The sequence below is a fragment of the Streptomyces sp. NBC_01381 genome (assembly GCF_026340305.1).
Classification (GTDB): Bacteria; Actinomycetota; Actinomycetes; order Streptomycetales; family Streptomycetaceae; genus Streptomyces.
On record NZ_JAPEPI010000002.1, the window covers coordinates 2,494,313 to 2,518,118 of the forward strand.

At 70.6% G+C, this 23,806-nt stretch carries 20 protein-coding genes; 12 read left to right on the plus strand and 8 right to left on the minus strand.

Annotated elements, in window-relative coordinates:
• Nucleotides 1–18: 18 nt before the first annotated feature.
• The 5 genes from fdhD to OG453_RS32770 are packed head-to-tail and all read right to left on the minus strand — an operon-like array spanning nucleotide 19 to nucleotide 6,717.
• Nucleotides 19–867, minus strand: a complete 849-nt coding sequence (gene fdhD / locus OG453_RS32750; protein WP_266872171.1) for a formate dehydrogenase accessory sulfurtransferase FdhD — start codon at nucleotides 865–867, stop codon at nucleotides 19–21.
• A 5-nt stretch (nucleotides 868–872) separates the two neighbouring features.
• Nucleotides 873–1,733 carry a 2Fe-2S iron-sulfur cluster-binding protein gene (locus OG453_RS32755; protein ID WP_266872172.1) on the minus strand — a complete coding sequence of 287 codons (861 nt, stop codon included), beginning with the start codon at nucleotides 1,731–1,733 and terminating at the stop codon, nucleotides 873–875.
• The gene (locus tag OG453_RS32760) at nucleotides 1,730–3,817 is read right to left on the minus strand and encodes an NADH-ubiquinone oxidoreductase-F iron-sulfur binding region domain-containing protein (RefSeq protein ID WP_266872173.1); all 2,088 of its coding nucleotides are present in this window, start codon (nucleotides 3,815–3,817) and stop codon (nucleotides 1,730–1,732) included. The genes OG453_RS32755 and OG453_RS32760 overlap by 4 nt, the downstream gene beginning before the upstream one ends.
• Nucleotides 3,818–3,820: 3 nt before the next feature.
• Nucleotides 3,821–5,743: a molybdopterin oxidoreductase family protein gene (locus OG453_RS32765; RefSeq protein WP_266872174.1), complete on the minus strand. Its 1,923-nt coding sequence runs from the start codon at nucleotides 5,741–5,743 to the stop codon at nucleotides 3,821–3,823.
• Nucleotides 5,740–6,717, minus strand: a complete 978-nt coding sequence (locus tag OG453_RS32770) for a 2-dehydropantoate 2-reductase (protein WP_266872175.1) — start codon at nucleotides 6,715–6,717, stop codon at nucleotides 5,740–5,742. The genes OG453_RS32765 and OG453_RS32770 overlap by 4 nt, the downstream gene beginning before the upstream one ends.
• Nucleotides 6,718–6,880: 163 nt before the next feature.
• Here OG453_RS32770 and OG453_RS32775 point away from each other — a divergent pair, with 163 nt between their 5' ends.
• From OG453_RS32775 to OG453_RS32790, 4 genes are all read left to right on the plus strand, one after another.
• The gene (locus OG453_RS32775) at nucleotides 6,881–8,215 is read left to right on the plus strand and encodes an OFA family MFS transporter (RefSeq protein ID WP_266872176.1); all 1,335 of its coding nucleotides are present in this window, start codon (nucleotides 6,881–6,883) and stop codon (nucleotides 8,213–8,215) included.
• A complete protein-coding gene (locus OG453_RS32780) occupies nucleotides 8,184–8,327 on the plus strand; it encodes a hypothetical protein (RefSeq protein ID WP_266872177.1) in 144 nt (47 codons plus the stop codon). Before OG453_RS32775 ends, OG453_RS32780 begins: the two co-directional genes overlap by 32 nt.
• 122 nt (nucleotides 8,328–8,449) lie before the next feature.
• Complete coding sequence (locus OG453_RS32785) at nucleotides 8,450–9,397, plus strand: beta-ketoacyl-ACP synthase III (protein ID WP_266872178.1); 948 nt, start codon at nucleotides 8,450–8,452, stop codon at nucleotides 9,395–9,397.
• 110 nt (nucleotides 9,398–9,507) lie between these two features.
• Nucleotides 9,508–10,185, plus strand: coding sequence for a GntR family transcriptional regulator (locus OG453_RS32790; RefSeq protein ID WP_266872179.1), 678 nt, complete (start codon nucleotides 9,508–9,510; stop codon nucleotides 10,183–10,185).
• Here the strand turns inward: OG453_RS32790 and OG453_RS32795 are convergent.
• From OG453_RS32795 to OG453_RS32805, 3 genes are read right to left on the minus strand one after another with little or no spacing between them, the layout of a single operon-like run.
• Entirely contained in the window at nucleotides 10,182–11,423 is a 1,242-nt protein-coding gene (locus tag OG453_RS32795; RefSeq protein WP_266872180.1) for a winged helix DNA-binding domain-containing protein, read from the minus strand. The two genes, OG453_RS32790 and OG453_RS32795, sit on opposite strands and share 4 nt — an antisense overlap.
• A 12-nt stretch (nucleotides 11,424–11,435) precedes the next feature.
• Nucleotides 11,436–11,840 (minus strand): VOC family protein, encoded by a 405-nt coding sequence (locus tag OG453_RS32800; protein WP_266872181.1) that lies wholly within the window; start codon nucleotides 11,838–11,840, stop codon nucleotides 11,436–11,438.
• 1 nt (nucleotide 11,841) lies between these two features.
• On the minus strand, nucleotides 11,842–12,477 hold the full coding sequence (locus tag OG453_RS32805; RefSeq protein WP_266872182.1) for an NAD(P)-binding domain-containing protein: 636 nt from the start codon (nucleotides 12,475–12,477) through the stop codon (nucleotides 11,842–11,844).
• Between the two features lie 93 nt (nucleotides 12,478–12,570).
• Between OG453_RS32805 and OG453_RS32810 the strand changes: the two genes are divergently transcribed.
• From OG453_RS32810 to OG453_RS32845, 8 genes are all read left to right on the plus strand, one after another.
• Entirely contained in the window at nucleotides 12,571–13,539 is a 969-nt protein-coding gene (locus tag OG453_RS32810; protein WP_266872183.1) for a YafY family protein, read from the plus strand.
• A gap of 201 nt (nucleotides 13,540–13,740) precedes the next feature.
• Nucleotides 13,741–14,922, plus strand: a complete 1,182-nt coding sequence (locus OG453_RS32815; protein WP_266872184.1) for an ROK family transcriptional regulator — start codon at nucleotides 13,741–13,743, stop codon at nucleotides 14,920–14,922.
• 177 nt (nucleotides 14,923–15,099) lie between these two features.
• Nucleotides 15,100–16,617 carry a sugar ABC transporter ATP-binding protein gene (locus tag OG453_RS32820; RefSeq protein WP_266872185.1) on the plus strand — a complete coding sequence of 506 codons (1,518 nt, stop codon included), beginning with the start codon at nucleotides 15,100–15,102 and terminating at the stop codon, nucleotides 16,615–16,617.
• Nucleotides 16,614–17,633 (plus strand): ABC transporter permease, encoded by a 1,020-nt coding sequence (locus OG453_RS32825; RefSeq protein ID WP_266872186.1) that lies wholly within the window; start codon nucleotides 16,614–16,616, stop codon nucleotides 17,631–17,633. Before OG453_RS32820 ends, OG453_RS32825 begins: the two co-directional genes overlap by 4 nt.
• Before the next feature lie 34 nt (nucleotides 17,634–17,667).
• The gene (locus tag OG453_RS32830; protein WP_266872187.1) at nucleotides 17,668–18,708 is read left to right on the plus strand and encodes a substrate-binding domain-containing protein; all 1,041 of its coding nucleotides are present in this window, start codon (nucleotides 17,668–17,670) and stop codon (nucleotides 18,706–18,708) included.
• Between the two features lie 48 nt (nucleotides 18,709–18,756).
• Nucleotides 18,757–20,052, plus strand: coding sequence for a Gfo/Idh/MocA family protein (locus tag OG453_RS32835; protein ID WP_266872188.1), 1,296 nt, complete (start codon nucleotides 18,757–18,759; stop codon nucleotides 20,050–20,052).
• A gap of 10 nt (nucleotides 20,053–20,062) precedes the next feature.
• On the plus strand, nucleotides 20,063–21,064 hold the full coding sequence (locus tag OG453_RS32840) for a sugar phosphate isomerase/epimerase (RefSeq protein WP_266872189.1): 1,002 nt from the start codon (nucleotides 20,063–20,065) through the stop codon (nucleotides 21,062–21,064).
• A 252-nt stretch (nucleotides 21,065–21,316) separates the two neighbouring features.
• Complete coding sequence (locus OG453_RS32845; protein ID WP_266872190.1) at nucleotides 21,317–23,806, plus strand: PQQ-dependent sugar dehydrogenase; 2,490 nt, start codon at nucleotides 21,317–21,319, stop codon at nucleotides 23,804–23,806.

Sequence of the window (23,806 nt, forward strand, 5' to 3'; positions counted from 1 at the left end):
GCAGCGGGGAGCCGCCGGTCAGCCCTGGGAGGCCGCGGCCCGCACGGCGATCCGGTGCTCGCCCGCGTACACGTTCATGGAGGAGCCGCGCAGGAAGCCGACCAGGGTGAGACCGGTCTCGGCGGCGAGATCGACGGCCAGGGAGGAGGGCGCCGAGACGGCCGCGAGCACCGGAATGCCCGCCATCACCGCCTTCTGCGCCAGCTCGAAGGAGGCACGGCCCGAGACGAGCAGCACGGCCCGCGACAGCGGAAGCCGGCCGTCCTGCAAGGCGCGCCCGACGAGCTTGTCGACCGCGTTGTGCCGGCCCACGTCCTCCCGGATGTCGAGGAGTTCCCCCTCCTCGGAGAAGAGCGCCGCCGCGTGCAGGCCCCCGGTCCGGTCGAAGACGCGCTGCGCCGCGCGCAGTCGGTCGGGGAGGCCCGCGAGCAGCTCGGTCCCGAGCCGGACCGGGGGAGCGTCGGAGATCGGAAAGCGCGCCGTGGTGCGCACGGCGTCCAGACTGGCCTTCCCGCACAGGCCGCAGGACGAGGTCGTGTACACGTTGCGTTCGAGGGTGATGTCGGGCAGGACGAGCCCCGGGGCGGTCTTCACGTCGACCACGTTGTACGTGTTCGATCCGTCGGCGGTCGCCCCCGCGCAGTAGACGATGGACTGCAGCTCGTCGGCCGAGCCGAGCACCCCCTCGCTCACCAGGAAGCCCGCCGCCAACGCGAAGTCGTCACCCGGCGTCCGCATGGTGATGGCAAGCGGCTTCCCGTTGAGCCGGATCTCCAGCGGCTCCTCCGCGACCAGGGTGTCGGGCCGCTCGCTGACGGCGCCGTCCCGGATGCGGAGGACGCGGCGGCGCTCCGTGACTCGTCCCATGTCGATCAGTCCCGGTTCTGTACGTGCTGGTAGCCGAAGCGGCCCTTGATGCAGAGGTTGCCGTGGGTCACCGGATTGTCGTGCGGAGAGGTGACCTTCACGATGTCATTGTCCTGCACGTGCAGGGTCAGGTTGCAGCCGACTCCGCAGTACGCGCACACCGTCGTCGTCTCGGTCTGCGCCGCCTCGTCCCACGTACCGGCGGCCCGCATGTCGAACTCCGACTTGAAGCTGAGGGCGCCCGTCGGGCAGACCTCGATGCAGTTCCCGCAGTACACGCACGCGGAGTCGGTCAGCGGCGCGTCGTGCTCGACGGCGATCCGCGCGTCGAAGCCACGGCCGGCCACGGAGATCGCGAAGGTGTTCTGCCACTGGTCGCCGCAGGCGTCGACGCACTTGTAGCAGAGGATGCACTTGTCGTAGTCGCGGACGTAGAGGTCGTTGTCGACCTTCGGCTCCTCGTTCAGGCGGGCCGCGTCCGGGCCGAAGCGGTCGGGCTTCGCCTCGTACTCCTTGAGCCAGCCCGCGACCTTCGGGGTCGTCGACAGGTCGACGGACGAGGCGAGGAGTTCGAGGACGACCTTGCGGCTGTGCCGGGTGCGTTCGGTGTCGGTGCGCACGCTCATCCCGGGCTCGGCCTTGCGCGAGCAGGCAGGGGCGAGCGTCCGAGCACCCTCCACCTCGACGACACACACCCGGCAGGCGTTCTTCGGGGCGAGGGTGTCGCCCTCGCAGAGGGTCGGAACGTCCTTGCCCGCGGCCCGGCACGCGTCGAGGATGGTCGACCCCTCCGGCACCCGGACGTCCTGCCCGTCGAGGGTGAACTCGACGAGGCGGCGCGGGATTCCCAGCGGTACGGCGGTCACTTGTACGCCCCCAGGCGGTCGATGGCGGATTCCACGGCGTTCCACGCGGTCTGGCCGAGCCCGCAGATGGAGGCGTCCCGCATGGTCCGCCCCACCTCGCGGAGCAGGGCGATGTCATCGGCGGCAGCGGCCCCCGTCCGCTCGACGATCCGATGCAGGGCCTCCTCCTGGCGGACGGTGCCGACCCGGCAGGGGACGCACTGGCCGCAGGACTCGTCGCGGAAGAACTCGGCGATGCGGAGCAGGACGCGGGGGAGCGGAACGGTGTCGTCCAGGACGAGCACGACGCCCGAGCCGAGGGTGGTCCCGGCGTCCCTCGTCCCCTCGAAGGTGAGCGGGATGCCGAGCTCGTCGGGGCGTACGAAACCGCCGGCCGCGCCGCCCAGGAGGACGGCCCTGAGGTTGTCCGGCTGCCCGGCGATGGCGAGCAGCTCGCCGAGGGTGGCGCCGAAGGGCAGCTCGTAGATGCCGGGCCGCTCGACGCTTCCGGATACGCAGAAGAGCTTGGGCCCGGTGGACTTCTCGGTCCCTATGGCTGCGTACGCCTGCGCGCCCATGGTGAGGATGGGGAGGACGTTGACGAGGGTCTCGACGTTGTTCTCGGCGGTGGGTTTGCCGAAGAGCCCCTTCTCCACGGGGAAGGGCGGCTTGGAGCGGGGCTCTCCTCTGTACCCCTCGATGGAGTTGAAGAGGGCGGTCTCCTCGCCACAGATGTACGCGCCCGCCCCGCGCCGGATCTCGATGTCGAAGGCGTAGCCCTGGCCGAGGACGTCGTCGCCGAGGAGGCCGCGGGTGCGGGCCTGGGTGATGGCGTGCTCGAGCCTGCGGAGGGCGCGGGGGTATTCGCCGCGGAGGTAGAGGTAGCCCTGGTGGGCACCGATCGCGTACCCGGCGATGGTCATCGCCTCGATGAGCGAGTACGGGTCGCCCTCCATGATCACCCGGTCCTTGAAGGTGCCGGGCTCGGACTCGTCCGCGTTGCAGACGAGGTAGTGGGGGTGATCCGGCTGGGACGCCGTGGCCTGCCACTTCCGTCCCGTGGGGAAGGCGGCGCCGCCCCGTCCGAGGAGGCCGGAGTCGGTGACTTCGCGGATGACGGCGGCGGGGCCGATGGTGAAGGCGTGGCGGAGGGCGGTGTAGCCGCCGTGGGAGCGGTAGTCGTCCAGCGAGGCTGGATCGACCTTGCCTATGCGGTGTAGGAGGAGGAGGTCTTCCTGGCCGGCTTGGGGGACGGCGAAGGTCGCCGGGGGCTCGGATTCTGCTGCTTCTGGGGTGGTGGCCGCGATGACGGTGGACTCGACCGTGGCGGGGGCGGTGACGGCGGTGAGGTAGGGGCGTTCACTTTCCCCGACCCCGCCCCTTCCCGAAACCGGGGGCAAGCCCCCGGACCCCCGGGTGGGCACCGTACTGGGGGCTCCGCCCCCAGACCCCCGCTCCTCAAACGCCGGAGGGGCTGAAAGATTTAGCCCGTCCGGCGTTTGAGGACGAACTCGGCGGAGCCGGTGATCTGCGGTCACCTCGCGGCCGGCGGAGCCGGACCACGCGGCGGAGCCGCAAATGTCACGGCCGGGAAGGGGCGGGGTTGGGGAAAGAACCGCCGGAGGCCCGGCCCGCACCACCAACGCCGCCGGCGCCCGCTCGCACAAGCCGAGGCAGGGGCTGGCCTCGACGGCGACCCCGGACTCCGGGCCCAGCCGCGCCGCCACCTCCCCGCACAGCTCCGCACCACCCCCACAAGCCAGATCCGTACACACCCGCACCACCGTCGAGGGCCGCGGCCGCACCGAGAACATGGAGTAGAACGTCGCCACCCCATACCCCTCCGCCGGCGGCACCGTAAGCCGCCGGCAGAGGTAGTCGAGGCCCCCCTCGCTCACCCACCCCACGCGATCGTTCAGCGCGTGCAACCCCGGCAACAACTGATCCCGCCGCTCCCGAGCCGCACGGCCACCCCGCGCCCACCGCAGATCCGCGTCACTGCGGTCATCGGCCCCCTCCCACGCGGACTCCGGGGGACCGAGCACCGCGTCGACGGCCGCCCGCTCCTCGTCCGTCGGCTTGCTGTCACCGAAGTGCAGATCCATCCGTCACCCCACCTCACTGGCGAGCCTGTCGATCCGTATCGCCGACGCCTTGAACTCCGCCGTCCCCGCGATCGGGCAATTCGCCTCGATCGTGAGCTGGTTGGTGTCGACCTCGTCGGGAAAGTGCATGGTCATGAAGGCGAGGCCCGGGCGGAGGCCAGGGTCGACCCACACCGGCGCGACGACCGCCCCCCGCCGCGAGGAGATCCGCACCTCCTCGCCGACCACGACCCCGAACCGCTCCGCGTCCTCCGGGCACAGCTCGACGTACTCGCCGCGCCGCAGCGGAGAGGCGAAACTCCCGCTCTGCACACCGGTGTTGTAGGAGTCGAGCCGCCGCCCGGTCGTCAGCCGGATCGGGAACGACTCGTCGGTCAGGTCGACCGGCGGGTCGTGTGCGACGAGGCCGAAGGGTGCGGGCGTGCCGCGCCGTTCGGGGGCCGACTCCCACAACCTGCCGTGCAGGTACGTCGGTTCGACCCGGTCCTGCGAAGGGCACGGCCACTGGATTCCCTGCAGGGACTCCAGACGCTCGTACGTCATGCCGTAGTGGTCCGGCGACACCGACCGCAGCTCGTCCCAGACGGCCCGCGCGTCCGCGTACTTCCAGTCGTGGCCGAGCAGCCCCGCGAGCTCGCAGATGATGTCGATGTCCTCGCGCGCCTCACCGGGCGGCCGCACGGCCTTGCGGACCCGCTGCACGCGCCGCTCGCTGTTGGTCGTCGTGCCGTCCGTCTCCGCCCAGGCGGCGGTCGCGGGCAGCACGACGTCCGCCAACTCGGCCGTCTTCGTAAGGAAGATGTCCTGTACGACGAGGAAGTCCAGGGCCCGGAGGCGTCGCATCGCCTGTTCGCTGTCCGCCTCCGACTGCGCCGGGTTCTCGCCGATGCAGTAGACCGCCTTCAGCGATCCCTCCTCCATCGCCTCGAACATTTCTGTCAGATTCAGCCCGTAGCGCGGCTGGATGACCGTGTCCCACGCCGTCTCGAACTTCAGGCGTGTGTCCGGGTCGAGGATGTCCTGGAAGCCCGGCAGGCGATTCGGGATCGCGCCCATGTCGCCGCCGCCCTGGACGTTGTTCTGGCCGCGCAGGGGCTGCAGGCCCGAGCCGTAGCGGCCGACGTGTCCGGTCAGCAGGGAGAGATTGATCAGGGCGCGTACGTTGTCCGTGCCGTTGTGGTGCTCGGTGATGCCGAGCGTCCAGCACAGCTGCGCCCGCTCGGCCCGTGCGTAGGCGTGCGCCAACTCCCTGATGGCGGCGGCCGGTACGCCCGTCACCTTCTCGGCGAGCGACAGCGTCCATGGCTCGACCAGGGCCGCGTACTCCTCGAAGCCGGATGTGGCCCGGTCGATGAACGCCCGGTTGGCCAGGTCCGCGTGGATGATCTCGCGGCCGATGGCGTGCGCCATCGGGATGTCCGTGCCGACGTTCAGACCGAGCCAGCTCTCCGCCCACTCGGCGGTCTTGGTGCGGCGCGGGTCGACCGCGTACATACGGGCGCCGTTCCTGATCCCCTTCAGGACGTGCTGGAAGAAGATCGGGTGGGCGAAGCGCGCGTTGGAGCCCCACATCACGATCAGATCCGTGTGTTCGACCTCTTCATAAGAAGAGGTGCCGCCGCCCGAGCCGAAGGCGGCCGACAGGCCCGCGACGCTCGGCGCGTGACAGGTGCGGTTGCAGGAGTCGACGTTGTTCGTGCCCATGACCACGCGGGCGAACTTCTGCGCCACGTAGTTCATTTCATTCGTGGCGCGGGCGCAGGAGAACATGCCGAACGCGCCGCGGGCCTCCTGAAGTCCGGCCGCCGTACGGGTCAGCGCCTCCTCCCAGGTGGCCCGCCGGAAGGGCGCGTCGCGTGCGTCGCGTACGAGGGGATGGGTGAGCCGGGTGTAGGTCTTGGGCACCCGGTCCCGCTTCTTGCTCATGCCGCGCTCCTCATGCGGTCGGCCAGCAGATCCGAGATGGCGTGGACGGTGCGGAGCGTCGGCACCGGAACCTTGGTGATCCCGGCGAGTTCCACGACGGCCGCGAGCAGCACGTCGAGTTCGAGCGGTTTGCCGCGCTCCAGGTCCTGGAGGGTGGAGGTGCGGTGGTCGCCGACGCGTTCGGCGCCGGCCAGGCGCCGCTCGACGGAGATGTCGGGGCGGCAGCCGAGGGCGGCGGCGACGGCGAGCGTCTCGTTCATCATGATCTCGATGACGCGGCGGGTGCCGCCGTGCAGGCACATCTCCCGCATCGTGGCGCGGGCGAGCGCGCTGATCGGGTTGAAGGAGATGTTGCCGAGCAGCTTGATCCAGATGTCGAGGCGCAGTTCGGGCTCGACGGGACACTTCAGGCCGCCCGCCTGCATGGCCTCGCTGAAGGCGAGACAGCGCTGTGAGCGCGAGCGGTCCGGCTCCCCGACGGAGAATCGGGTGCCTTCGATGTGCCGGACAACTCCCGGGCCCTCCAGTTCGGTTGCCGCGTACACCACGCATCCGACGGCCCGCTCGGGCGCGATCACCGCACTGACCGCGCCGTCGGGGTCCACGCTCTCGACGCGGTGGCCGTCGTGCGGGCCGCCGTGCCGGTGGAAGTACCACCAGGGGATGCCGTTCTGTGCCGCGACGACCGCGGTGCCGTCGTGCAGCAGCGGCTCGATGAGCGGCCCGCACGCCGCGTACGAGTTGGCCTTCAGGCCCAGGAAGACGAAGTCGACGGGGCCGATGTCGGCCGGGTCGTCGGTGGCGTGGGCCCGCGCGGTGAAGTCGCCGCGCGGGCTGTGGACACGTACTCCGTGCTGCCTCATGGCCGCGAGATGCGGTCCACGGGCGACGAGATGGACATCGGCTCCGGCGCGGTGCAGCGCGGCTCCGACGTAGGCGCCGATCGCACCGGCGCCGAGGACTGCGACTTTCACGGTGGCGCGCTCCGTTCGGTTGAGGGATCCGAACTGTCGATGGAATATTGTCTACAGTATGGAAGTTGGGCCAGCAAGGGGTTGCGCGGCACATTGCATACCGTCGACGGAATAGTGCATGGCCTCTTCCCAACTGCCCGCCCGATTCCTACTGTTCGGGATCATGAGGCCCCCCGTCGCACCTCCCGGATGGAGCCGCTGGCTCGTACCGCCCGCCGCCCTCTCCGTGCACCTCTCCATCGGCCAGGCCTACGCCTGGAGCGTCTTCAAGCCCCCACTGGAATCCGCCCTCCACCTCAGCGGCACCCAGAGCGCGCTGCCCTTCCAGCTCGGCATCGTGATGCTCGGCCTCTCGGCGGCCTTCGGCGGCACCCTCGTCGAGCGCAACGGACCGCGCTGGGCGATGGCGGTCGCCCTCACCTGTTTCTCGTCCGGCTTCCTGCTCGCCGCGCTCGGGGCGGCGACGGAGCAGTACTGGCTGATCGTCTTCGGGTACGGCTTCGTCGGCGGGATCGGCCTCGGCATCGGCTACATCTCGCCCGTGTCGACCCTGATCAAGTGGTTCCCCGATCGCCCCGGCATGGCCACCGGCATCGCGATCATGGGCTTCGGCGGCGGCGCGCTCATCGCCTCGCCCTGGTCGGCCCAGATGCTGGAGTCCTTCGGCTCGGACTCGTCGGGCATCGCGCTCGCCTTCCTGGTGCACGGTCTGACGTACGCCGTCTTCATGTCGCTCGGCGTGCTCCTGGTGCGGGTGCCGCGTACGGAAGGGGCGCGGGCACCGGGCGCCCCCGGCACGCTCGACGGGCCGCAGGTCTCCGCGCGGGCCGCCGTGCGGACTCCCCAGTTCTGGTGCCTGTGGATCGTGCTCTGCATGAACGTGACGGCGGGCATCGGCATCCTGGAGAAGGCCGCGCCGATGATCACCGACTTCTTCTCCGACACCGCGACACCGGTCTCGGTCTCCGCGGCGGCGGGCTTCGTCGCCCTGCTCTCGGCCGCCAACATGGCCGGGCGCATCGGCTGGTCCTCGGCGTCCGACCTGATCGGCCGCAAGAACGTCTACCGCGTCTACCTGGGCGTGGGTGCGCTGATGTATCTGCTGATCGCCCAGTTCGGAGACGCGTCGAAGCCGCTGTTCATCGGCTGCGCGCTGGTGATCCTCTCCTTCTACGGCGGCGGCTTCGCGACGATCCCCGCGTACCTGAAGGACCTCTTCGGGACGTACCAGGTCGGCGCGATCCACGGCAGGCTGCTCACCGCCTGGTCCATGGCCGGTGTCCTCGGGCCGCTGATCGTCAACTGGGTCGCCGACCGCCAGGAGGAGGCCGGCAAGCACGGCTCCGGTCTGTACGGCATGTCCCTCACGATCATGATCGGCCTGCTGATCGTGGGCTTCGTGGCGAACGAGTTCGTCCGCCCCGTCCACTCCCGCCACCACATTCCCGCCCCGAGGGAGGCCGCCCATGACGGCGCCGACCAGCCCGCCGCCCAGTAGTCCGCCGCGCCGCCGTGGCCTTATCGCCGCCGCCTGGCTGTGGGTGGCGCTGCCGCTCGGTTACGGCCTGTACGAACTCGCACACAAGGCCACCCAGCTCTTCACCGGGTGACGCGATGATGAGAAGCATCCAAAGCCCACGCCCGATTCCTGTTGCTTTACGTGCCCCGTTACTGGTGAGTCGCTGAGCAGACTGGACGGTCCCGCATCTCCGGCAACAAGGGGGACCCGTTCATGCACGGCTCACGCATCGCCGCCGTCGGCCATTACCAGCCCGCCAAGATCCTCACCAACGAGGAGCTGGCGGGCATGGTCGACACCAGCGACGAGTGGATCCGCTCCCGCGTGGGCATCCGCACCCGCCACATCGCGGGACCCGAGGAGCCGGTCGACGAGCTCGCCGCGCAGGCCGGGGCCAAGGCCGTCGCCGCCGCGGGCCTCGCGCCCGACGCCATCGACCTCGTCCTGGTGGCCACGTCCACCGCGATCGACCGCTCGCCGAACATGGCGGCCCGCGTCGCGGCCCGCCTCGGCATCCCCTCCCCGGCCGCCATGGACATCAACGTGGTGTGCGCGGGCTTCACGCACGCGCTCGCCACCGCCGACCACGCCGTGCGGGCCGGGGGAGCGACCCGCGCCCTGGTGATCGGCGCGGACAAGATGTCCGAGGTGGCCGACTGGACGGACCGCACCACGTGCGTCCTGGTCGGGGACGGCGCGGGCGCGGCCGTCGTCGAGGCGTGCGGCCCGGGCGAAGAGCCCGGCATCGGTCCCGTGCTGTGGGGCTCGGTGCCCGAGATGGGCAACGCGGTACGGATCGAGGGCACGCCGCCGCGGTTCGCGCAGGAGGGCCAGAGCGTCTACCGCTGGGCGACGACCCAGCTGCCGCCGCTCGCCCGCAAGGCCTGTGAGCGGGCCGGTCTCACTCCGGAGGACCTCGCGGCGGTCGTGCTCCACCAGGCCAATCTGCGGATCATCGAGCCGCTCGCCGGGCGGATCGGCGCGGTCAACGCGGTCGTCGCGCGCGACGTCGTGAACTCGGGCAACACCTCGGCGGGCAGCATCCCGCTCGCCCTGTCCAAGCTGGTGGAGCGCGGCGAGATCGTCCACGGGGACCCGGTGCTGCTCTTCGGCTTCGGCGGGAACCTGTCGTACGCGGGACAGGTCGTCCGCTGCCCGTAGCGGGCCGGAACAACGCTATTGAGCCGTGTGACCGGCCCAACTCCCCCTAGTGCTGGCCATTGTGCTCAGTAGACTGTAGACAAAAGGCAATCGTCGAGGAGGGGACCGCGATGTTGTCCACAGGACTGCCGCAGGGGGCGGTGCCCAAGCTGGAACGCCCTGGTCCGCTCCGGGAGCGGGTCTACGAAGCGCTGCTCGAACTCATCACGACCCGCGCGCTCCAGCCGGGCCAGCACCTCGTGGAGAGCGAACTGGCCGGGCACCTGGGGGTCTCGCGTCAACCGGTGCGCGAGGCGCTGCAGCGGCTCAACACCGAGGGCTGGGTCGATCTGCGCCCCGCGCAGGGCGCGTTCGTGCACGAGCCCACGGAGGAGGAGGCGGACCAACTGCTCACGGTCCGTACGCTCCTGGAGGCGGAGGCCGCCCGGCTCGCCGCCGCGAACACGGGCACCGCCGGGATCACCGCGCTCGAAGAGCTGTGCGCCAAGGGCGAACAGGCCGTCGCGGACGGCGACGTCGACCTGGTGGTGACCACCAACGCGGCCTTCCACGCCAAGGTCATGGAGCTCGCCGGCAATGTCGTGCTCGCCGAACTCGCCGGGCAGGTGGACCGCAGGGTGCGCTGGTACTACACGCCGGTGGCCCGCCAGCGCGGCAAGCAGTCCTGGATCGAGCACCGCCAGTTGATCGCGGCGATCGCGGAACGCGACGAGCGCCGCGCCACGGAGATCATGCGGGCGCACACGGAGCACACGCGGGAGACGTACCACCAGCGCGACGACGCCTAGTCGGGCCCGCCGGTGGCGAGTCGGCGTTCCAGGGGCGTGCTGTAGGCGGGCGTGACGCGGGTGGTCGAGAGGAACGCGGTCAGGCGCCCGATCTCCTCGTCCACGGCCGCTCGGGCGGCGGCGGGCGCATCGGTGAGCAGGTGGTGGTTGATGTGCCCGTCGGCGTGCTGTGCCCACGCGCCGATGATGCGGCCGCCCCACCAGACGGTGGGGCCGATGTTGCCGTTGCGGTCGAACAGCGCGGCGGTGTGGGCGGGTTCGAGGTACCACTGGCGGTGGCGCCAGCCCATCGGGGTGGGGTCGAGGCCGGGCAGCAGGACCGCGCCGGATGCGTGGGGCGCGACGGGGCCGAGGCCTTCGAGGTCCCCCACGTCCTCAACGTCCTCCAACTCCTCCAAGTCCTCCAAGTCTTCGGGCAGGAGGTAGCCGGTGCCTTCGTCGAGTTCTACGGCCTGCGCGCCGGTGGCGACGATGGCCTTGCGGGTGTCGGTGAGGTTCCAGCCGGTCCACCACTTCACGTCGTCGGCCGTCGCGGGGCCGTAGGCCGCGAGATAGTGCCGCGCCAGGGTGGCTCTCGCCTCGGCGACGGGTACGGCGGGCAGCGGCCGGGCGGGCGTCCAGCGGAACTGCGCCGAGGTCCATGAACCGGCCGGTCTGGCCCGGCGGATGTGCCCTTCGGCCGCGAGGACACCCAGGACCGTCGAGGCGGCGCGCTGGCGGGACTCGTAGGACTTGCCGGGGAAGACGACCAGCTGCTCGCGCAGGGCGGGCACATCGGCGGCCAGCTGCGCCGCCGTCGCCGCACCGCGTTCCGCCAGCGCGGCGAGCGCGTCCCGCTGCACGGCGGTGTAGTGCCGCTGATCCCAGCCGAGGGCCTGGTTCAGCTTGTCCATGGCCTCGGCGCGGAGGCGGTCCGTGCTCTGCGCGGTCGCGGAGAGCACGGCGGGCGCGAGGCGGGCGGGGACGACGAACATCGTGCGGCGCATGCACCGTATGCGCTCAAGGGTGGGTACGTCGGACTGCCTCGCGTAGAGGGCCTGGTCGATGACGTCGGGCGTGGGGGCACGCATACGGGCGGCCGCGGCGAGGAAGACGGTCGCCGGGTCCGTGGCGTGCAGGCCGATGAGGGCATCGGCCACCTCGTGCGCGCCGTCCACGCGGACGGCCGGCGTGAGCAGGTGCCGCCGGACCAGGCGGGCGCGACGCCGGCCGGCGGTGATGCGGGGCAGGTGAGTCATGGCGGCCGCGGGTCAGCGGGCCTGGTGGATGCAGAACGGCTGCCCGGCGGGATCGAGCAGGATCGTCCAGTGCTTCCCGCCCGGCTGGTGGTCGGGTTTGGTGGCGCCCATCTGCAGTAGTCGTTCCTCCGCTGCCCGTACGTCGGTGAACGTCAGGTCCATGTGGAAGGGCAGCTCCTCCTCGGGCCAGTTGGGGGCACTGAAGTTCTCGGAGGAGTAGAAGAGGTACATCGAGGGGCCGACGTCGAACGCGCAGGCGGCGGGTTCGCCCTGCGGGCCGGGGTAGGTACGGCTGACTTCCGTGCCCAGCGCGGCGGCGTAGAAGTCGGCGAGCTCGCGGCCGTCGCGGGCCCACATCGCATGGCACAGGATCTTCCCGTCCAGGGCGGGTGTCGGAGTGCTGCTCGTGCCCGGCATGTCAGCGCACCACCTTGATGCCGAAGTGGCCGCCGAACTGCTGGCCCAGGCCGAAGCCGATGGCGGAGTGCATATGGGCGTACATCTCCATGCCGCGGGCGCACACCAGCGGGCCGAGGTCGAGGATGTCGCTCCAGCCGTACGACTTGAGCAGCTCGGTGGTCTGCTCCTGGGTGACGAAGCTCTTGACGACCTTCGTCCCGGGCAGCGCCCGCTGGATCTGCTCGGCGAGGCTGTCCGTGTCGCACGGGTCCAGCTTGGGCATGACGCCCCACGGCGTGGGCCAGGGGTGCTCGCTCTCGTGCTGGTAGACGTACGGGACGGCGTAGTCGATGAGCGTCTTGCCGTCGAGGCGGTCCGCGACGGCGGTCAGCGCGGCGACGGCGTTGTGGCCGTCGATGCCGCTGATGACCGGTCCGTCGGCGGCGGCCGCCGCGTCGCCGAAGGGCAGCAGGGTGACGCCGGGGTGGTCGGCGAGCCACTGGCCGTAGGGCACGTTGCCCATCATGTCGGGCTCGGTGCGGGCGAGGGTGGCCTCGGGGTCGCGGGTGCCGACGTACACCTCGTGCCCGAGTTCGACGAGCTTGGCCGTGTGCGCGCGGGCGCCGCCGCCCGTGCCGAGAACGGTGATTTTCATGGTGGTATCTCCCGATTTGCTCTGGTTGGACAGATCCACAGTAGGACCCTTTCAGGACAAGGGGTGTCCTCTGACTCGGCCATAGTGGAGATCATGACCAGCGACATGACGGCCCGGATGCTGCGCCTCCTTTCCCTGCTGCAGACCCGCCGGGAGTGGTCGGGCTCCGACCTGGCCGACCGGCTCCAGGTGACCGTCCGCACCGTCCGCCGCGACATCGACCGGCTCCGCGACCTGGGCTACCCCGTCGACAGTGCCCGCGGTCACGCGGGCGGCTACCGCCTCGCCCCCGGCGCCGACCTGCCCCCGCTCCTCCTCGACGACGACGAGGCGGTCGCCATCGCCGTCGCCCTGCGCACCGCCGCCGGTGGCCTGACCGGCATCGAGGAGACCGCGCTGCGGGCCCTGGCCAAGCTCGAACTGGTCCTGCCCCGCCGGCTGCGCGGCCAGGTCACCGCCCTCCAGGGGGCGGTCGCCGGCATCGCCTGGGACGACCGAGGGCCGCGCGCCGACCCCGCTCTCCTGGCCACCCTCGCCGTGGCCTGCCGCGACCACGAGGTCCTGACCTTCGACTACACCACCCGTACGGGTGCGACCACTCCGCGCCGGGTCGAGCCGCAGCACCTGGTCGCCTCCGGCCCCCTCTGGTACCTCCTCGCGCACGACACCGCGAAGAACGACTGGCGCGTCTTCCGCCTCGACCGCATCGCCGGCCCCACGCTCACCGGCCGACGCGTTCCCGCCCGCGATCTGCCCGGCGACGACCCCGCCGCCTTCGTCGCCGACCGGCTCTCGGCCGCGCCCACCCGCCACCGCGCCGTCGCCACCGTCCACGCCCCGGCCGACCACGTCCGCGCCCACACCCGGGGCCTGGCCACCCGCATCCGGCCGCTCGACGAGGGCCGGTGTCTCGTCGACGTATCCGACGACTCCCTCACGCGGATGGCCCAGACCCTGGCCGGCCTCACGGCCGACTACACCCTCGACGCGGACCCGGACGTCCTCGACCACCTCCGGGCCGCCGCCCGGCGCGCCCTGCACGCTCTGCCCGCCACGGGCTGACCGCGCCGCGAGCTGCCGCGCGGTGCTTGCGGCGCCTCCCTTTGTCCTGTGACTGGAGAAAGTCGTGGGTAATTCCCGCGCAACTTCTTCCCACTCCCGGCAGGCGCTGCTACGTTCCCCTCGAAAGCCCGACGCGACGAACGAAAGTCCGGCGCGACGACATGAGTTGCCCGATGAGGCGGGGAGGGGCGCGTGAGACGTATGACGGCTCGACCCGCCAATGCGCACCAGGCGCGTCTGCTGCGGCTGTTGCGTGACGGAGGGCCCAACTCCCGTGCCCAGCTGGGCGATCAGGTCGACCTCTCGCGGTCGAAGCTGGCCGTCGAGGTGGACCGGCTCCTGGAGACCGGACTCGTGGTCGCCGACGGACTTGCCGCATCGCGCGGCGGCCGCCGCTCCCACAACATCCGCCTGGCCCCCGCCCTCCGCTTCCTCGGCGTGGACATCGGCGCGACCTCGGTCGACGTCGCGGTGACCAACGCCGAGCTGGAGGTGCTCGGCCACATCAACCAGCCCATGGACGTGCGCGAAGGCCCGGTCGCGGTCTTCGAGCAAGTCCTCGCCATGGCGGCCAAGTTGAAGGCTTCCGGGCTCGCGGAAGGGTTCGACGGCGCCGGTATCGGCGTACCCGGTCCCGTCCGCTTTCCCGAGGGCGTCCCGGTCGCCCCGCCGATCATGCCGGGGTGGGACGGCTTCCCCGTACGGGAAGCCATCAGCCAGGACCTCGGCTGCCCCGTCATGGTCGACAACGACGTGAACCTGATGGCGATGGGGGAACAGCACGCGGGCGTCGCACGCTCCGTGGGCGACTTCCTCTGCGTCAAGATCGGCACCGGTATCGGCTGCGGCATCGTCGTCGGCGGTGAGGTCTACCGCGGTACGACGGGCAGCGCCGGCGACATCGGCCACATCCAGGTCGAACCGGACGGACGCCCCTGCGCCTGTGGGAACAGGGGCTGCCTGGAGGCGTACTTCAGCGGCGCGGCGCTCGCCCGCGACGCCGAGGACGCGGCCGGGCAGGGGCTCTCGGCGGAGCTCGCGACGCGGCTGGAAGCGGCGGGGAAGCTCAGCGCCGTCGACGTGGCTGCGGCGGCCGCGGCCGGTGACGCCACCGCGCTCGACCTCATCCGCGACGGCGGCAACCGCACCGGCCAGGTCATCGCGGGTCTCGTCAGCTTCTTCAACCCGGGCCTCGTGGTGATCGGCGGCGGTGTCACCGGCCTCGGCCACACCCTGCTCGCCGCCATCCGCACCCAGGTGTACCGCCAGTCGCTGCCCCTGGCGACCGGCAATCTCCCCATTGTCCTGGGCGAGTTGGGACCGACCGCCGGAGTCATCGGCGGCGCCCGGCTCATCAGCGACCACCTGTTCTCACCGGCCTGACCGGGACGTAGGACCCCATACGTACCGGTCACCCATACGTACGACCCGTACTACGCGACGCATCACACCTCACCTCACCCAGTACAGCGCGCTGCCTCGCCCTGCTCCGAAACAGGCTCGGCCCAGCACGAGCCCCGCCCTGCCCTGAAACCGGCCCATCCGCCCAAGGGAACCGTCATGGCACCAGAACCACCGCTGCTCACCATGTCCGGCATCACCAAGTCGTTCCCCGGCGTCCGCGCCCTCGACGGCGTCGACCTCCAGGTCCAGGCCGGCGAAGTGCACTGCCTCCTCGGTCAGAACGGCGCCGGGAAGTCCACCCTCATCAAGGTCCTCGCCGGGGCCCACCAGCCCGACGACGGCGAGATCACCTGGCGCGGCGAGCGCACCACGCTCCGGTCGCCCATCGCCGCGATGCGCCTCGGGATCGCCACCATCTACCAGGAACTGGACCTGGTGGAGGGCCTCTCCGTCGCCGAGAACGTCCACCTCGGGCATGAGCCCACCGCGGCTGGATTCGTCGTGCGAGGTCGCGAGGCGAAGGCGTCAACTGCCGCTCTGCTCAAGCGACTTGGGCACGGTGAGATCGACCCGGGAACGCTCGTCGGTGATCTCTCGGCCGCCCAGCAGCAGATCGTGTCGATGGCTCGTGCGCTCTCCCACGAAGTGCGGCTCATCGTCATGGACGAGCCGTCGGCCGCGCTCGACCCGGACGAGGTCGACAACCTCTTCCGCATCGTCGGCGATCTCACGGCGGACGGCGTCGCCGTCGTCTACATCTCCCACCGGCTCGAAGAGATCCGCCGCATCGGCGACCGCGTCACCGTCCTCAAGGACGGCCGCGCGGTGGCGGGCGGACTCCCCGCGAAGGAGACCCCGACCCGCGAGGTCGTCGCCCTGATGACGGGCCGCAACGTCGAGTACGTCTTCCCCGACCGGCCCACCCAACGGCCCACCACAGACGCCGTGCTGAGGGTGAACGGTCTCGCCCGCGACGGCGAGTTCGAGCCCCTCGACCTCGAACTGCGGCCCGGCGAGATCGTCGGCCTCGCGGGACTCGTCGGCTCCGGGCGCTCCGAGATCCTGGAGACGATCTACGGCGCGCGCAAGCCGAGCGCAGGTCAAGTGACCGTCGGTGGCCAGGTGTTGCGGCCGGGCAGCGTCCGAGCCGCCGTCCGCGCGGGACTCGGCCTCGCCCCCGAGGAACGCAAGGCACAGGCCCTGCTCATGCTGGAGTCCGTCACCAACAATGTGTCGGTCTCCTCCATGTCCCGCTTCTCACGCGGCGGTTGGCTCGACCGGGGCGCCGAGAAGAAGGCCGCGCAGACCGCGACCCGCGAGCTGTCGCTGCGCCCCGACAACCCCGCCGCCCCCGTGCGCACCCTCTCCGGCGGCAACCAGCAGAAGGCCGTCCTGGCCCGCTGGCTGCTCCGCGGCTGCCGCGTGCTGCTGCTCGACGAGCCGACCCGCGGCGTGGACGTCGGCGCCCGCGCCGAGCTGTACGCGGTGATCCGCCGCCTCGCCGACGACGGCCTCGCCGTCCTGCTCGTATCCAGCGAAGTCCCCGAAGTCCTCGGCCTCGCCGACCGCGTCCTGGTGCTCCGCGAGGGGCGCGTCGTCCATACGGCGCCCGCCCGTGACCTCGACGAACACCGCGTACTCGACCTCGTCCTCGAAGGGAGCCCGGCGTCATGACGCAGCCCGCATCGCCGCCACGGCCCGCCGCATCGAAGAGTGAACCGGCCGACGGCGGCCGCCAGTTGCGGACGCTAGCCGCGCGTGCCGACGTGCGGACGCTGTCCCTGCTCGGGGTGCTCGCCGCGCTGATCGCGATCGGCGGCATCACCCAGCCCGAATCGTTCCTCGACACCGACAACGTCCAGCTGATCCTCACCCAGGCGTCCGTCATCGGTGTCGTCACGGTCGGCATGACCTTCGTGATCATCTCCGGCGGCATCGACCTGTCGGTCGGCGCGATCGTGGCGCTCGCCTCCGTCTGGGCGACGACCGTGGCCACCCAGGAGTACGGCTTCGCCGGGATCCTGTTCACGGCGGTACTCGTCGGAACGGCCTGCGGTCTCGTCAACGGACTGCTCATCGCGTACGGCGGAATGGTGCCGTTCATCGCGACGCTCGCCATGCTGGCGTCGGGCCGCGGTCTCGCCCTGCAGATCACCGACGGCAAGACCCAAATGGTCACCGTCGACGGGGTGTTGAGCCTCGGAGAACGCGACTCCTACGTCCTTGGCATCCCGCCGCTCGTGCTCGTCTTCGCGGCCGTCACCGTCGTCGGCTGGCTGCTTCTGAACCGCACCACCTTCGGGCGGCGCTCGGTCGCGGTCGGCGGCAACGCGGAAGCGGCCCGGCTCGCCGGCATCGACGTACGCAGGCAGCGGCTCTATCTCTATCTGCTCTCCGGACTGTGCTGCGGGATCGCGGCCTTCCTGCTGATCATCCTCTCCGGGTCGGGCCAGAACACCAACGGCAATCTGTACGAGCTCGACGCCATCGCCGCGGCGATCATCGGCGGCACCCTGCTCAGCGGCGGCCGGGGCACCATCACCGGCTCCGTGCTCGGCGTACTGATCTTCACCACGATCACCAACATCTTCGCGCTCAACAACCTCCAGAGCGATGTCCAGCAGATCGCCAAGGGCGCGATCATCGTCGCCGCGGTGCTCGTCCAGCGACGTACGGCCTCCACTCCCTGATGCGAACACTCCTTGATTCGAAGGGTTCACCGCCATGCCAGAAATCACCAGCCGCAGAGGACTTCTCTTCGGAGCCGCGGCCCTGTCCACCGGGGCCTTGATCACGGGGTGCACGAGCAATGAGCCCAAGGACGAGGGCTCGGACGACAAGGATCAGCCGGTCGCGGACGACAAGCCCGGCAAGAAGGTCACCATCGGGTTCGCGGGCCCGCAGGCCGACCACGGCTGGCTGAACGCGATCAACGACAACGCCAAGGAGCGGGCCAAGAAGTACTCGGACGTGACGCTGGAGTCCACCGAGGGCTCCAACGACACCGCCGCCCAGATCGGCCAGGTCGAGACGCTGATCAACAAGAAGGTCGACGTCCTGGTGATCCTGCCGGCCGACGGCAAGGCGCTCACCCAGGTCGGCCTGAAGGCGATGAAGGCGGGCATACCCGTCGTCAACCTCGACCGGGTCTTCGCCTCGCCGCAGGCCTACCGCTGCTGGATCGGCGGCGACAACTACGGCATGGGCCTGAGCGCGGGCCACTACATCGGCGAGAAGCTCAAGGACAAGAAGGGCGCCAAGGTCATCGAGCTCGCGGGCCTCGACAACCTGGAGCTGACCAAGCAGCGCACCAAGGGCTTCGACGACGCCCTCAAGAACTACCCCAACATCGAGAAGGTCGCCCGGCAGGCCGCCGAGTTCACCGTCGAGTCGGGCCAGCAGAAGATGTCCCAACTCCTGCAGGCGCAGAAGAACTTCGACGCCCTGTGGAACCACGACGACGACCAGGGTGTCGGCGCGCTGCGCGCCATCAAGCAGGCGGGCCGTGACGACTTCCTGATGGTCGGCGGCGCGGGCGCCCTCTCCGCCTTCCAGGCCATCGAGTCCGACGACAGCGTCCTCAAGGCCACCGTCCTCTATCCGCCGACGATGGCGGCCTCCGCGATCGACCTCGCCCGCGCGCTCGGCCAGGGCAAGGGTGTCAGCGGCATGGCCGAGTTCGAGATCCCGGCCTTCATCACGCTGTACTCGGCGGTGGTCGACAAGGACAACGTCGGCCAGTACATGTCCACCGGCTTCAAGTGATGCGCGCGTCCGCACCCCCCACCGAGCACCGACGAGGAGGAGTACCGCATGCGTGACACGGAACACGAGGCAGGGACAGGGAAGCGGCCGCTGGGGGTGGGCATGGTCGGATACGCCTTCATGGGAGCCGCCCACTCCCAGGGCTGGCGCACCGTCGGGCGCGTCTTCGATCTGCCCCTGCGGCCGGTCCTCTCGGCGGTCTGCGGACGCGACGGCGGCGCCGTGCGCGCCGCCGCCGACCGGCTCGGCTGGGCGGCCGCGGAGACCGACTGGCGCGCACTCGTGGCCCGTGACGACGTCGACGTCGTCGACATCTGCACCCCCGGTGACAGTCATGCGGAGATCGCGATCGCGGCGCTCGACGCGGGCAAGCACGTGCTGTGCGAGAAGCCGCTGGCCAACACCGTCGAGGAGGCCGAGGCGATGGCCGAGGCCGCCGAACGGGCCCGCGCGCGGGGCCAGGTGTCCATGGTCGGCTTCAACTACCGCCGGGTCCCCGCGCTCGCCCTCGCCCGGCAGATGGTCGCCGAAGGGCGGCTCGGCACGCTGCGGCACGTGCGTCTGACGTACCTTCAGGACTGGCTGGTGGACCCGGAGTTCCCGCTCACCTGGCGGCTGAACAAGGACCGCGCGGGTTCGGGCGCGCTCGGTGACCTGGGGGCGCACATCGTGGACCTCGCGCAGTATCTGGTGGGGGAGCCGGTGACGGGGGTCTCCGCGCTCACCGAGACATTTGTGCGCGAGCGGCCGCTGCTCGACGGGGCGTCCAGCGGGCTCACGGGGGCGGGCGGTGCCGCGGGCGGACCGGGCGGTGCCGTGAGCGGACCGGGCGATGGGGCCACCGGACCGGGTGGCGCGGCCACCGGGCCGGTCACCGTGGACGACGCGGCGGTCTTCACCGGGCGCTTCCCCTCGGGCGCGCTCGCCTCGTTCGAGGCGACGCGTTTCGCGGCGGGCCGCAAGAACGCGCTGCGGCTCGAACTCAACGGCTCCGACGGCTCGTTGGCCTTCGACCTGGAGCGCCTGAACGAGCTCTCCTTCCACGACCACACGGAGCCCGCCACGTCCTCCGGCTTCCGCCGCATCCTGGTGACCGAGCCGGGCCACCCGTATCTGGAGGCCTGGTGGCCGCCCGGCCACGGGCTCGGCTACGAGCACACCTTCGTGCACCAGGCGCGCGATCTGGTGCACGCCATCGCCGAAGGCGGCGTCGCCGAACCGTCCTTCGCCGACGGACTCGGCGTCCAGCGGGTCCTGGCCGCCGTGGAGGAGAGCGCGGCCAAGAACTCCGTCTTCACCCCGATCCCGAACACTCCCGTCCCGCACACCCCCGTCCAGGTTTGAGGAGGCCGTCATGCCACGTCCGTTCACCCTGTTCACCGGCCAGTGGGCCGACCTGCCGCTCGAAGAGGTCTGCAGGCTCGCCCGCGACTTCGGCTACGACGGACTCGAACTCGCCTGCTGGGGCGATCACTTCGAGGTCGACAAGGCCCTGAACGACACCTCGTATCTGGACTCACGCCGCCAGCTCCTGGACAAGTACGGCCTCAAGTGCTGGGCCATCTCCAACCATCTGGTCGGCCAGGCCGTCTGCGACGCGATCATCGACGAGCGGCACCAGGCGATCCTGCCCGCGCGGATCTGGGGCGACGGCGACGCGGAGGGCGTGCGGCGGCGTGCGGCCCGCGAGATCGAGGACACGGCGCGCGCGGCGGCGGCCTTCGGCGTCGACACGGTGATCGGCTTCACGGGCTCCTCGATCTGGCATCTGGTGGCGATGTTCCCGCCGGCTCCCGAGTCGATGATCGAGCGGGGTTACGAGGACTTCGCCGAGCGCTGGAACCCGATCCTCGACGTCTTCGACGTACAGGGCGTGCGCTTCGCCCACGAGGTGCATCCGTCCGAGATCGCGTACGACTACTGGACAACGCACCGTGCTCTGGAGGCAGTTGACCACCGGGTCGCCTTCGGTCTGAACTTCGACCCCTCGCATTTCGTCTGGCAGGACCTGGACCCGGTCGGCTTCCTCTATGACTTCCGGGACCGCATCTACCACGTCGACTGCAAGGAGGCGCGGCGGCGCCTCGACGGCCGCAATGGCCGCCTCGGCTCCCACCTCCCGTGGGGCGACCCGCGCCGCGGCTGGGACTTCGTGTCCGCGGGCCACGGGGACGTCCCCTGGGAGGACGTGTTCCGCATGCTGCGCTCGATCCGCTACGAGGGGCCGATCTCGGTGGAGTGGGAGGACGCGGGCATGGACCGGCTGCAGGGCGCCCCCGAGGCGCTGCGCAAGCTGAAGGCCTTTGACTTCGAGCCTCCGTCGGCGTCGTTCGACGCGGCGTTCGGCGGCAACTGAGCCCTGCCGGGCATGGCTCGGCCCGTCCGGCGGTTCCGGCGCGGGCTGCGCACAGCACGGCGTAGCCCACTTTGTCCTGGGCAAGGAAGAAGCCGAACTCCGGTGATGCGCAAGGGCTTTCGGCCCAAGACAAAGCTCGCTACCGTCCCTGATGTGTACAGGACATGAACCTTCCGGGGTGACGGCGCACCCCGGCGCCCAGCGCCACGTTCCACACCCGCGTACGACCGTCCCCCTTCCGGAGGAACCCCCGTGCACAGGAAACGCCTGAGACTCCGCAAGACCCTCGCGCTCTTCACCGGCACCCTGCTGGCCGGCGCCACCCTCAGCCTCACCGCCCCCGGCGCGAACGCCGCCGACCCGGAGGCCGTCCGCGCCGCCCAGACGCGGGCCGACAAGGCGGCCGCTGCCCCCGTCGCCGAAGACTTCCAGCAAGTGACCCTCGCCAAGGGCGAGCCGGAGACGGGTGAGCCGATGACGCTCTCCGTGCTCCCCGACCGCTCGGTCCTGCACACATCCCGCGACGGCACGCTGCGCCTCACCGACGCCGCGGGCAACACCAAGATCGCGGGCAAGATCCCGGTCTACTCACATGACGAGGAAGGCCTCCAAGGCGTCGCCCTCGACCCGAAGTTCAGCGAGAACCGCGCGATCTACCTCTACTACGCGCCCCCGCTCGACACCCCGGCCGGCGACGCCCCGGAGACCGGCACCGCCGATGACTTCAAGAAGTTCGACGGCGTCAACCGCCTCTCCCGCTTCGTCCTGAAGACCGACGGCACCCTCGACAACGCCAGCGAGAAGAAGGTCCTCGACGTCCCCGCGAGCCGCGGCATCTGCTGCCACGTCGGCGGCGACATCGACTTCGACAAGGACGGCAACCTCTACCTCTCGACGGGCGACGACTCCAACCCCTTCGCCTCGGACGGCTTCACGCCCATCGACGAGCGCGCGGACCGCAACCCCGCCTTCGACGCCCGCCGCAGCGCCGGCAACAGCAACGACCTGCGCGGCAAGATCCTGCGCATCAAGGTCGCCGACGACGGCAGCTACACCGTCCCGGACGGCAACCTCTTCGCGCCGGGCACCGAGAAGACCCGCCCCGAGATCTACGCGATGGGCTTCCGCAACCCCTTCCGCATGAGCGTCGACAAGCCGACCGGCATCGTCTACGTCGGTGACTACGGCCCCGATGCGGGCGCGGCCGACCCCAAGCGCGGCCCCGCGGGACAGGTCGAGTTCACCCGCGTGACCAAGCCGGGCAACTTCGGCTGGCCGTACTGCACCGGCAAGAACGACGCATACATCGACTACGACTTCGCGACGCAGACCTCCGGCGCCGCCTTCGACTGCGCAGCGCCGAAGAACGACTCCGTGCACAACACCGGCCTGACCGATCTGCCGGCCGCGCAGGAAGCCTGGATTCCGTACGACGGCGGCTCCGTCCCCGAGTTCGGCTCGGGCTCCGAGTCCCCGATGGGCGGCCCTGTCTACCGCTATGACGCGGCGAACACCTCCCCGGTGAAGTTCCCGGAGGCGTACGACGGCGACTTCTTCGCGGGCGAGTTCGGACGGCGCTGGATCAAGCGCATCGAGCAGGGCGCCGACGGCACCGTCTCGAAGATCAACCCGTTCCCGTGGACGGGCACCCAGGTGATGGACATGGAGTTCGGCCCCGACGGCGCGCTGTACGTCCTGGACTACGGCACCGCCTGGTTCGGCGGCGACGAGAACTCCGGCCTCTTCCGCATCGAGAACGCCACCGAGGGCCACTCCCCGGTCGTCGAGGCGAGCTCCTCCGTGACCAGCGGCCAGGCCCCGCTCAAGACCAAGTTCAGCGCGAAGGCCACGGACGCCGACGGCGGCACGCTGACCTACGCCTGGGACTTCGGCGACGGCGGCAAGTCGACCCAGCAGAACCCCTCGTACACGTACAAGAAGAACGGCGTCTACACCGCGACCGTGACCGTCAAGGACTCGACCGGGCGCACCGGTTCGGCCAGCGCGCACCTCACCGTCGGCAACACCGCGCCCAAGGTGACCCTGGAACTCCCCGGCGACGGGCAGCTGTTCACCTTCGGAGACAAGATTCCCTTCAAGGTGAAGGTGACCGACAAGGAAGACGGCCCGATCGACTGCACGAAGGTCAAGGTCACCCACATCCTCGGCCATGACAGCCACGGCCACCCGGTGACATCGGCCAACGGCTGCGAGGGCACCCTGCAGACCTCGGCGGACGGCGAGCACGACCCGAACGCCAACATCTTCGGGGTCTTCGACGCCGAGTACACCGACAAGGGTGCGAACGGCCAGCCCGCGCTGACCACCCACGACCAGAACGTCGTCCAGCCCAAGCACCGCCAGGGCGAGCACTACAACGACTCCAAGGGCGTGTCCGTGGTCAACCACACCCCGGCGCACGGCGGCAAGGCGGTCGGTGACATCAACAACGGCGACTGGATCGCCTTCAAGCCGTACATCCTGGGCAACGCCACCAAGCTGACCGCGCGCGTCGCGTCGGGCGGAGCGGGCGGCACGCTCGAGGTCCGCAGCGGCTCGGCCACCGGCAAGCTCCTGGGCAGTACGAAGGTCGCGCCGACCGGCGGGTGGGAGACGTACACCGACGTGAGCACCGCGATCGCCGGAGCGCCCACCAAGACCACCACGTTCTACCTGGTCTTCAAGGGCGAGGGCACCGGATCCCTCTACGACGTCGACGACTTCACCTTCACCACGAGCTGA

Bases quoted from the DNA above. Each gene is read 5' to 3' on its own strand.
- OG453_RS32820 (WP_266872185.1), top strand. From the start codon at position 15,100: ATGGCACCAGAACCACCGCTGCTCACCATGTCCGGCATCACCAAGTCG.
- OG453_RS32790 (WP_266872179.1), top strand. From the start codon at position 9,508: ATGTTGTCCACAGGACTGCCGCAGGGGGCGGTGCCCAAGCTGGAACGC.
- OG453_RS32840 (WP_266872189.1), top strand. From the start codon at position 20,063: ATGCCACGTCCGTTCACCCTGTTCACCGGCCAGTGGGCCGACCTGCCG.
- OG453_RS32810 (WP_266872183.1), top strand. From the start codon at position 12,571: ATGACCAGCGACATGACGGCCCGGATGCTGCGCCTCCTTTCCCTGCTG.
- OG453_RS32785 (WP_266872178.1), top strand. From the start codon at position 8,450: ATGCACGGCTCACGCATCGCCGCCGTCGGCCATTACCAGCCCGCCAAG.
- OG453_RS32775 (WP_266872176.1), top strand. From the start codon at position 6,881: ATGAGGCCCCCCGTCGCACCTCCCGGATGGAGCCGCTGGCTCGTACCG.
- OG453_RS32760 (WP_266872173.1), bottom strand. From the start codon at position 3,817: ATGGATCTGCACTTCGGTGACAGCAAGCCGACGGACGAGGAGCGGGCG.
- OG453_RS32800 (WP_266872181.1), bottom strand. From the start codon at position 11,840: ATGCCGGGCACGAGCAGCACTCCGACACCCGCCCTGGACGGGAAGATC.
- OG453_RS32795 (WP_266872180.1), bottom strand. From the start codon at position 11,423: ATGACTCACCTGCCCCGCATCACCGCCGGCCGGCGTCGCGCCCGCCTG.
- OG453_RS32780 (WP_266872177.1), top strand. From the start codon at position 8,184: ATGACGGCGCCGACCAGCCCGCCGCCCAGTAGTCCGCCGCGCCGCCGT.
- OG453_RS32835 (WP_266872188.1), top strand. From the start codon at position 18,757: ATGCGTGACACGGAACACGAGGCAGGGACAGGGAAGCGGCCGCTGGGG.
- OG453_RS32765 (WP_266872174.1), bottom strand. From the start codon at position 5,743: ATGAGCAAGAAGCGGGACCGGGTGCCCAAGACCTACACCCGGCTCACC.
- OG453_RS32825 (WP_266872186.1), top strand. From the start codon at position 16,614: ATGACGCAGCCCGCATCGCCGCCACGGCCCGCCGCATCGAAGAGTGAA.
- OG453_RS32830 (WP_266872187.1), top strand. From the start codon at position 17,668: ATGCCAGAAATCACCAGCCGCAGAGGACTTCTCTTCGGAGCCGCGGCC.
- OG453_RS32815 (WP_266872184.1), top strand. From the start codon at position 13,741: ATGACGGCTCGACCCGCCAATGCGCACCAGGCGCGTCTGCTGCGGCTG.
- OG453_RS32805 (WP_266872182.1), bottom strand. From the start codon at position 12,477: ATGAAAATCACCGTTCTCGGCACGGGCGGCGGCGCCCGCGCGCACACG.
- fdhD (WP_266872171.1), bottom strand. From the start codon at position 867: ATGGGACGAGTCACGGAGCGCCGCCGCGTCCTCCGCATCCGGGACGGC.